Annotated in this window: 7 protein-coding genes; 2 read left to right on the forward strand and 5 right to left on the reverse strand. The window is 58.2% G+C overall.

Translation table 11 applies throughout. The features are described 5' to 3' along the window. Positions 1 to 66: 66 nt before the first annotated feature. The 4 genes from NW818_RS10485 to NW818_RS10500 form a co-directional block, all read right to left on the reverse strand. The gene (locus NW818_RS10485) at positions 67 to 1,272 is read right to left on the reverse strand and encodes a glycosyltransferase (protein WP_414424513.1); all 1,206 of its coding nucleotides are present in this window, start codon (positions 1,270 to 1,272) and stop codon (positions 67 to 69) included. A gap of 174 nt (positions 1,273 to 1,446) precedes the next feature. Further along, the gene (locus NW818_RS10490) at positions 1,447 to 3,939 is read right to left on the reverse strand and encodes an HD family phosphohydrolase (RefSeq protein ID WP_414424514.1); all 2,493 of its coding nucleotides are present in this window, start codon (positions 3,937 to 3,939) and stop codon (positions 1,447 to 1,449) included. A gap of 66 nt (positions 3,940 to 4,005) precedes the next feature. Continuing rightward, on the reverse strand, positions 4,006 to 4,455 hold the full coding sequence (locus tag NW818_RS10495) for a plastocyanin/azurin family copper-binding protein (protein ID WP_414416731.1): 450 nt from the start codon (positions 4,453 to 4,455) through the stop codon (positions 4,006 to 4,008). A gap of 105 nt (positions 4,456 to 4,560) precedes the next feature. Beyond that, the gene (locus tag NW818_RS10500; RefSeq protein WP_414424515.1) at positions 4,561 to 5,310 is read right to left on the reverse strand and encodes a 4'-phosphopantetheinyl transferase family protein; all 750 of its coding nucleotides are present in this window, start codon (positions 5,308 to 5,310) and stop codon (positions 4,561 to 4,563) included. On the opposite strand from NW818_RS10500, the gene NW818_RS10505 reads away from it, so the two are divergent. Both NW818_RS10505 and htpG read left to right on the forward strand, forming a co-directional pair. Then, positions 5,309 to 6,778, forward strand: coding sequence for an LCP family protein (locus tag NW818_RS10505; protein ID WP_414424516.1), 1,470 nt, complete (start codon positions 5,309 to 5,311; stop codon positions 6,776 to 6,778). The two genes, NW818_RS10500 and NW818_RS10505, sit on opposite strands and share 2 nt — an antisense overlap. A 107-nt stretch (positions 6,779 to 6,885) precedes the next feature. Beyond that, positions 6,886 to 8,745, forward strand: a complete 1,860-nt coding sequence (gene htpG, locus NW818_RS10510) for a molecular chaperone HtpG (RefSeq protein ID WP_414424517.1) — start codon at positions 6,886 to 6,888, stop codon at positions 8,743 to 8,745. Here the strand turns inward: htpG and ribH are convergent. Further along, complete coding sequence (gene ribH, locus NW818_RS10515; RefSeq protein ID WP_414330323.1) at positions 8,739 to 9,323, reverse strand: 6,7-dimethyl-8-ribityllumazine synthase; 585 nt, start codon at positions 9,321 to 9,323, stop codon at positions 8,739 to 8,741. The genes htpG and ribH overlap by 7 nt on opposite strands. Positions 9,324 to 9,425: the final 102 nt, after the last annotated feature.

The following is a 9,425-nucleotide window of genomic DNA, read 5'->3' on the forward strand; positions in this document are numbered from 1 at the left end:
AAATGGACAGAATGCTATCGCTTCACCGCTGAGCAGTAATGCTTAGCAGTGTTCAGCGTAAATGTATCAGTCCGACTTAACCTCTGCACTCCTCCAGCTCAGCCTGGAGTTGAGGTAGAAGTTCCAGAATACAACAATACCGATGGCAATTAAGTTGGCCAACAAATAATGAATGCCCAAGCGCTCGCTCAGCAAGATCACCAGTGAAGCGTTGAGAACCAAGCCGATCAAGCAGATAACATTAAACTTCGCCAACCGCTTCAGGCGATTCCAGGGCCCCGGCTGCAAGCGGGTCACATGGCGAAAAGTCCACAGGTCGTTCCAGAGGAAGTTATTGAGAATGGCCACCTCCGAAGCAACCAGCTTACTGGTTATGAGATCCCATCCCAAGTTGGCGGGATCGTGCAACACATAGAGCAAAGCCATGTCCACCAAGGTGCCGGATAGGCCGACCGTGCTGAAGCGCAAAAAGGATCCCACCTGCCCTAGCGAAAAGCGCAGCACCATCAGGTGGTGGAGATATTGGAGACAAGTTTGCAGTTGGATTTTGCTCTCCCCGTTTTGGCGCTCCTGAAAGATGTAGCCGACTTCAGCAATGGTTTTCACCCGGCCCCGCGCCAGCACCTCGATCAGCAGCTTGTAACCCTTGGGGTTGAGCGGGATCCCGGCAATAGACTGGCGTCTGACCAGAAACAGTCCGCTCAACGGATCGGAAACACGGCTGAAAACTCCCGGCAGCAGAACCAGCCCAATCCATTGGGCCCCGCGGGAGACAATGCGCCGGCCCAGGCTCCAGTGGCTCACCCCTCCCGATGGTGCATAGCGGCTGCCCACCACCAAATCTGCCCCTTTCTGGATGAGCGGCCACAATTTGAGGACAATCTCCGGCGGATGCTGCAAATCCCCATCCATAACCCCCAACACCTCGCCGCGGGCAGCTTGCCATCCCCGCAGCACGGCAGTGGCCAGGCCTCGTTCGTGGTGGCGACAAATGACTTGCAGTTGAGGGAATTCTTTTTGCAATCCTTGGGCCACTTTGGCAGTGTAATCGGGGCTATTGTCATCCACCACAATCAACTCATAGCTTCCAGGCAGAATCGTGTCTAGGTGGGCACACAACTGCCGGATCAGGCTGCAGATACTGGAGGCTTCGTTGTAGGTGGGAATGACCAGCGACAGTTGGACAGGGCTGGACTGAGACAGAGGTGGAATCTGAAAAGGAGCTGCAGAAGCTTTGGGATCGGCAGAGGAAGTAGGAGCTCCATGAAGCATTCAGCAGGCCATCCAAAAACAATAAAACAAAAATCCTCCGCCTAGGGCTGCAAATCCTAGGACTGCCTTGGTTCATACTGGGTCCACAGAACGATCCCCTATCGTACTGATCGATGAGCCGCAGGGCTAGACCTTTCTCTACCTACCCAGCTTCTTCGGGAAGAGGTTACTTGGCTAAGGGGATCCCGTAGAGGGGCTCATCAACACCGGGATCTGGGCCTGAGCAGAGGCAGTCTCAGGCAGCGAGGGGGCAGGGGTGAAACTGGGGTAGGGGATGCGCTCGTGGTTGGATTCCCGCCAGACCTCCACGAAAGCGTCTGCCACCACCTCCAAATCCTCCAGCGTCAGCCCACTATCAACCAACTGGCCATCTTGCCAGCGGGCCTGGGCAATTTTGCGGACAACAGCCTTTGCCCGCTCGACCACATCGGGGCCGAAGCCATCGCTCAGAGTCATGCTGCGCAGGGCGGCTTCACAGGCATCGGCCATCATCACCACCCCCGTCTCCTTGCTCTGGGGGATCGGGCCATCGTAGCGGAACGGCTCTTCGGGTACGGGCTGACCCCCGGCTTTCATCTGGGCTTGATGGTAGAAGTAGGCAATCAGAATTGTGCCCTGGTGCTCAGGGATAAACGCCTGGACGGCGGTAGGCAGATTATATTGCTTGGCCAGGCGCAAGCCATCGCTGACGTGGGCCTTGATAATCTGAGCACTGCGATAGGGATCGTCCAGTTGGGTGTGGGGGTTGAGGCTGCCCATCTGGTTCTCGATGAAGTAGCGGGCCTGCAGCATCTTGCCGATGTCGTGGTAAAGAGTGCCGGTGCGCACCAGCTCCACGTTGAGGTTCAGCTTCTGGGCAGCCCGTTCTGCCAAAGTAGCCACAAACAGAGTGTGCTGAAAGGTGCCGGGGGCCTCTGCAGCCAGTCGCCGCAACAGGGTGCGATTGGGATTGCTCAACTCGATCAGACGAATGGGGGTGGCTAAGTCAAACAGGCGCTCCAGGTAGGGGCTGGCTCCCAGGGCAACAATGCTCCATCCCAAGCTGGTTCCCCCTGCCAAAGCCATGGCCAACAGGTCGATGCCACCGGTGGTGGCCAAGCTAACCGCCCCGTAGGCCAGCATCTGCACCGCTGCCGCTCCTCCTCCCAACAAGGCCAGCTCTTCGCGGGAACGGGAACGCCCGGCCAAGGCAGAGGCCACCACGCTGCCGGAGAGCAAGGGTACAAGGGTGAGCAGGTTGGCAGAGGAGACCAAGGGCAAAAACAACGCCTGGCCCACCACCACCACCAGGCCCAGCCCTGCCCCGTAAAAACTGCCCAGCAACAGCCCCACCGCCGGCAAGGAGCTGAACTCCAGCTTGAACAAGGCCGCCAACAGGGGAGCGGTCAGGGAAACCATGAGGATCAACACTCGATCCCGGCGGCGCAACCCTGGCCGCAAGCGTTGCTGCAGAGGCACAAAGACAGCCAGGCCCAGGCCCATCACGCCGGCCACCCCCACCAAGCCCCAGACGTTGATCCCGCGCTGGGTAAGCCCAAAGTGGTCCAAGATGAGAAAAATTTCGGGAGTGATGAGCTGATCTGCTCGCACGATCACCTGGTTCTCGGCAACCGAGATCAGAACCGGCTCGACTTTTTCCAGCTCGGCGCGGATGCGCTGCTCGGTGCGCTGGGGATCCACCTCCACATTGGGAATGAGCACCTGCTGCAGCCACTGATAGACCAGCCCTTGCAACTCCTGTCGTTGGGCGGCGCTGCCCGGAAAAATCAAATCGTCCAGTTGGGCTTGGATCCCTTCGGCGCGAACTTCGCGGGGCAGGCCATCCACGATCCCTATCTTCTGCAGGCGCTCCAAGACCCGCCGGCTCAAGGTTTGCAAATGCTGCCAATCCGCATCTGCCAAGTTGAGAACTGTGGCCGGAACAGGGGGGGTGAGCTGCTCCAGAGCCGGCAAAGCTGCCCGATAGCGCTGCTGCGCCGCTTCCACCTGGGCAATCAACTGGGTATAGGGATCCGTCGCCGCCATCTGGGTGGCCGATCCGTCCAACCAGACCCGCTGCCAAACCTCGACAAGCTCTTGCTTGGCCCGCTGCTCCGGAGGAAGCTGCTCCGGTCGCCCCGAAGAAGGCTCTTCCAAAGGAGATGGGGTGGCTCCGCGGATGGCCTCTTGTCGGACGCGAGCCTGGAAGGGTTCCCACTCCTCTGGGGAAAGCTGGCGCAGATAGATCTGCGTTGGCAGAGACAGCAACTGGACAGAAACATAGGGCAGAGAACCTGCCTCTTGGCGGATGGCCTCCACCTCAGCCAGGAGAGCCTCCAGATTTTGCCGCATGCTGTCGTTGGCGGTGCTGTTGATTTTAAGGGCCTGCGCCACCCGCCGCCGCGCCTCAGCTTGTCGGGCCTGGGTAGCCTCCACATCTTCGATCTCCGCCGCAGCAGGGGCGAGAAACGTCTGCGGGGAGCGGCTGCCGACGGTCAGTTGTGGTTCGTTGTAGTAGCGGATCCCGTGGACGGCAGTGAGGGAGAGAAGCGCGAGGGCATAGCCAGCAACCCGTTCCGAAAGGGAGAGCCTGCTCTTTCGAGGGGGGGCTGCCTGGCATCCCCGAGTCCAGTGTTCCGCGTTCGCGTCGGCAGCGCGAAGGGCTTTGGGCGTGAGCGGGTTTTTCATGGATTGGCCTGGCAGCGTCTTTCTCTTTTCTATCCCCTTTTGGCCGGGTAGCCCAGGAAGAGGATCTCAATCGCCGATGGTAATCTGCCCCACCATACCTGCTTCTGCATGGCCGGGAATGGTGCAAACCAAAGCGTAGACTCCAGATTTCAGGGGAATAAATTGCCACTCCACCGAAGCGCCTGGCTTCAGTTCCAATTCTCGGATCTGGCCCTTGATTTCCACACCGGCCACTTCCAACTTACGGGTCCAGACGGCATCGGCAAAATCCTTGGCGCTGAAATAGTGCTTCAGTTGGCTGGGGTTGCTCAGGCGGAGACGGTAGAGGCTGCCGTTGCGAAAAGACAGTTCCTTGGGCACAAACACCAACTGATTGTCGGCAGTACCCAACTCAATAACCTTCTCCTGCGGCGTTTGTCTGGAGAGATCCCGCGCCCATACCGGATGCGGGATCCCAATCATGAGAACCGATAGCCAAATTCCCAACACCAGGAAACGACAGAACCTGCTTAACATGGCAACACCATGGAATCAAAAACTCTCTCCCGCTGAGGGGAGTAGCTTGGAAACTCAAGATAGCAGCTCGAGCGGTGGGTGGAGAGATTTTGCCGCTGCGGCTGTCTAGCCCTCTACATCCGTGTAGAGCCGCACAGTTAGGGCTTCCCCTCCGTCTTCGGGTATTTCGCCCCTCATTTCAAGGGCTACCGCAGCGGCGTAGCCACCGGCAACCTGAAGGGGTAGGGTTACCCAGCAAGAGTCCCCGTCCAAAGCTCTGGAGCCGGCCAGACCCCTGCCTGTTCCCTTCAGGAGCGCCTCCTTTTGTGTCCACATTTGAAAGAAAAGGGCATCCCGCTCTGGAGCTGGACAGCTGGCCAAACGGCCCTGCTCAGCAGCCGAAAAATAGCGTTGGGCGATGCGCTGCCAGCGGAGCACAGGTCGAACCCATTCCAGATCCACTCCAATGCGGTATTGCCATCTCAGGCCGATCAGGACGCGCTCGTGGGAGTGGCTGAGGTTAAACTGCAGCGGCAGGGGTGGATCCCGCCAGTAGGGTTTGCCGGTAGAACTGTGGTCGAGGGGGATCCCCTGGGGCGGAATGCCGCTGTAGCGGCTAAGCAAGCTCCGCAACCCAAGACGACCGGCCAGAAAGCGGCGCCGATCTGCCGGCAGTTGTAAACGCTCTGCCCGCCGACATTCTTCAGGGGAAAGAAGGCCGAGCTGGGGGAGCAACTTCTCCAACGGGGGGACTGTCTGCAGCCAAAGATGCACCTCTGACTTTCCCGACAACGGCTGCAGGGATCCCCCTGTGGCGACTGCTACCTCGCTGAAGTTGGATCCAGACAACTCTGAAAACTGAGGATAGGGTAACATGGCCTTGAATTGGTGGAGTTGGCAACACCACCCAGACAGTACACCCTTTCCTGTACGCGCTCGCGAGACCTGGTCTGACCTGATGCCCTCCTTCCACTATCCCCCCCGTCCTGACCGTGTCCGCGCAGCTCGTCAGCAGGCCATTCGTCAGGGGATCCTCTGGCTGTTGTTGGGGTTCACGGCTGTGTTGGCGGGTTCTGCCGGTGCCCTCTTGGCCGTGATGTTGCCCCGTCAGGTGATCCCAACTTCCCTCACACCTGCAGAACAAGAAGCCTTCCGTCCCGATGCCTTACGGGCTGCGGCTCTGGTTCGCTCGTTGCATATCCTCATTCTCGGCACAGACAACCCGGATCCCACCCTGCCCTTGCCCACAGAGCGAGATCGCTTCCACACCCGCAGCGACACCATTCTCTTGGCCCGCTTTGATCCCCAGGCGCGGCGGATTACCGTTTTGTCCATCCCCCGCGACACTCGTGTGCGCTTGCCTGGCTTTGGTGTGGCCAAGATCAATGCTGCCAACTTGGCAGGGGGCCCGGCGCTGACGGCTCAGGTGGTCAGCCACTTGATGGGTGGGATCCCGATTGACCGCTACATTCGCCTCAATACCGACGCTCTGGAAGAGCTGATCGACGCGGTGGGCGGCGTGGAAATCTACGTGCCGGAACCGATGCAGTACGCAGATCACACCCAGCAGTTGTTCATCCACCTGGAGCCCGGCTGGCAACGCCTCAATGGAGAACAAGCCCACCACTTTGCCCGCTTCCGCCGCGATCACCTGGGATTGGGGGATATCGGTCGGGTGCAACGGCAACAGGAATTGCTGCGGGCCCTGAGCCGGGAACTGCTCTCCCCTGCTGTCTGGCCGCGGATCCCAAAGATTTTGCAGGTTATCCGCACCAACCTCGATACCAACCTCACCTGGGAAGAGGTTCTGAGCTTGGCCAAGTTTGTCCTCACCTCTGGGGGCGATCGCATCGACCTGGTGCTGCTGCCGGGCCGCTTCAGTCAGCCGGGAGAATTCTCCACCAGCTACTGGCTGCCGGATCCAGCCGGGATCCGACGGGTGGCCGTCTCCCACTTTGGCCTGGAGGCAGAGGTAGCCCGCATTCCTCCACACCGCCTGCGCATAGCCGTGCAAAACGCAACCGGAGAGCCGGGGATGGCCCGCCGTATGGTGCAGGAATTGGTGAGGCAAGGATACGTCCATGCTTTTGCTGTGGAAGACAGCACCCAGGTGCTGCAGCAAACGGAGATCCTCGCCCAGAGCGGGGATCGCGAAGGAGCCAAACAGATCCGCGCCGCCATTGGCCTGGGAGAAGTGCGGGTAGAATCTACTGGCGTTCTCAACTCCGACGTCACCATTCGGATCGGCCAGGATTGGGCCCAACAACTTGCTTTGGATGAAGCGCTCCGCACCACTGATGGGAACGGCCAAGCCCAAGCTCCGCCCGGAGCAGCTCAGCTCTAGAGAGCCGGTTCGGTTGCGAGTGCGGATTTCCGAAAAAGAGCCTGCTTGTCGGGGACTTTTCGGTCTCTGTAGATTAGCACTGAGCTTGTTTGAGTGCTGAGCCACCTATGACCGTGCTGGAACAGGGATCCATCACCATCCACACCGAGAACATCTTTCCCATCATCAAGCAGTCTCTCTACTCGGATCGAGAGATCTTCTTGCGGGAGCTGATCTCCAATGCTGCTGATGCCATCACCAAGCTGAAGATGGCCAGCCTTGCCGGCGAAGTGGCAGATCTCCCAGAGCCGGAGATTACGATTGCCCTCAACAAAGAGGCCAAGACCTTAGCGGTGGCCGATAACGGCATTGGCATGACTGCCGAGGAAGTGAAAAAATACATCAACCAGGTGGCTTTTTCCAGCGCTGAAGAGTTCATTCAAAAGTACAAGGGCAAAGACGCAGAGCAAGCAATCATTGGCCACTTTGGTCTAGGATTCTACTCCTCTTTTATGGTGTCGCAGCGAGTGGAGATCGACACCCTCTCCTATCGGCCCGGCAGCACGCCGGTGAAGTGGGCTTGTGACGGCACCACTACTTTTACCCTCTCCGATTCTGAGCGCTCCAGCATCGGCACCACCGTTACCCTTTACATCACCCCCGAAAACGAAGAATACCTGGAGCCAAGCCGCATTCGGGAATTGGTTCGTAAATACTGCGATTTCATCCCCGTTCCCATCAAGTTAAACGGGGAAGTGATCAACAAGCAAAAGCCCCTGTGGAGAACCTCACCTTCCGAACTCAAAGATGAGGATTACCTAGAGTTTTATCGCTACCTCTATCCCTTTCAAGAGGATCCCCATTTCTGGGTGCACATCAACACCGACTATCCCTTCATCGTGCAAGGGATCCTCTATTTTCCCAAGTTGCGCCCAGATATTGATCCCACCAAGGGTCAAGTCAAGCTGTTCTGCAATCAAGTCTTTGTCCAAGATAACTGTGAGGAAGTTATCCCCAAGTTCCTCCTACCTCTGCGGGGGGCCATCGACAGTCCGGATATTCCCCTCAACGTCTCCCGCAGCTTCTTGCAAAATGACCGCACCGTAAGACGCATTGGGGATCACGTTGCCAAAAAGGTGGCGGATCGTCTCAATGAACTGTACAGGGAAGATTACGAAAAATACGTCAAGGTCTGGCCCGACATCAGCCTCTTTATGAAGTTTGGGGCGATGAACAACGACAAGTTCTTTGCCCAGATTAAGGATATTCTCATTTTCCGAGTGGCCGGATCCCCTGCTGACAAACCCGAATATGTGACCCTGAAAGCGTACCTGGAGCGCACCCGCGACAAGCAAAACAAGCGAGTTTACTACGCCACCGATGAGGCGGCCCAGAGCGCCTACATTGATCTCCACCGCTCCCAGGGGCTGGAAGTGATCATGTTGGATAGCTGGATCGACAGCCACTTCAGCAGCTTTTTGGAGCGGGAATACAAAGAAGAAGGGATCCAATTTAAGCGGGTGGACTCTGAGCTGGATGAAACGCTGGTGGATAAAGACAAAGCCGCCGAAATTGTTGACCCGGTAACGCAAAAAACCCGCAGCCAAAAGTTGATCGATCTCTTCCGACAAGCCCTGGGCAAAGACAAGTTGCAGATCAAAGCAGAAGCTCTTAAATCAGAGTCGGTTCCGGCCATGATCTTGCTGCCGGAGACGCTGCGGCGCCTGCAGGAGCTCAACGCCGTCATCCAGCAAAAGCCGCTGGAGTTTCTGGAAGAGCACACCCTGGTTCTGAACACGGCCCATCCCCTTATCCAAAACCTGCAGTCTCTTGCCGATCAGGGTCGGGATCCCGACTTGGTTCACCTCATCTGCAATCACATCTACGATTTGGCTTTGATTACCCAGAAAAGCTTTGATCCAGCAGCCGCGCGGGCCTTTGTGCAGCGCTCCAACGAAGTGCTGACTCGGCTCACCCGCCCTCAATAGGCAGCGCTGTCCAGGGTAGACTGCAGGGCTTCCGCTCCACCGGGCAGAGACGGACGGGATCCGGCCCCGTTGCCGCTGTGGCCGTAGCTGCCTTGGAGCACGGGGGCAACTTGGCGCATCAGCGTCGCCATCTCCAGGGCACTCATGGCGTATTCCCAACCTTTGTTGCTCTTGACCCCGGCCCGCTCCAGAGCCTGCTGCAGGGTATCGGCGGTGATGATCCCGAAAATAACCGGCACTCCGGTACGAAATCCTGCCGCCGCAATGCCTTTGGAGACCTCCGCCGCCACATAGTCGAAGTGGGGAGTTTGCCCGCGAATCACTGCCCCCAGGCAGATGATGGCGTCATAACGGCGAGATTGGGCCAGTTGGTGGGCCAGCAAAGGCACCTCAAAACTGCCCGGCACCCAGTAGTAGTCCACCTGCTTGCTCTCCGGGCCGACATCCACACCATGCCGCTTCAGCGCGTCCTGGCACCCTTCCAACAATTTGCCGGTGATCAGGTCGTTAAACCGACCGATGACAATGGCCAGACGCAGATCCTCCGTCTGAACAAAATTGCCCTCGTAAACTGCCATCTACGCTGCTCCAGACCTACCCAAGAGAAGAATAAGCGGGCCGACACGGCAAAACCACGCTTTCCCATCCTAATTCAGTAAACTACCCGACCCTGACTGCTT

This window comes from Synechococcus sp. R6-5 (genome assembly GCF_047461775.1).
Classification (GTDB): Bacteria; Cyanobacteriota; Cyanobacteriia; order Thermostichales; family Thermostichaceae; genus Thermostichus.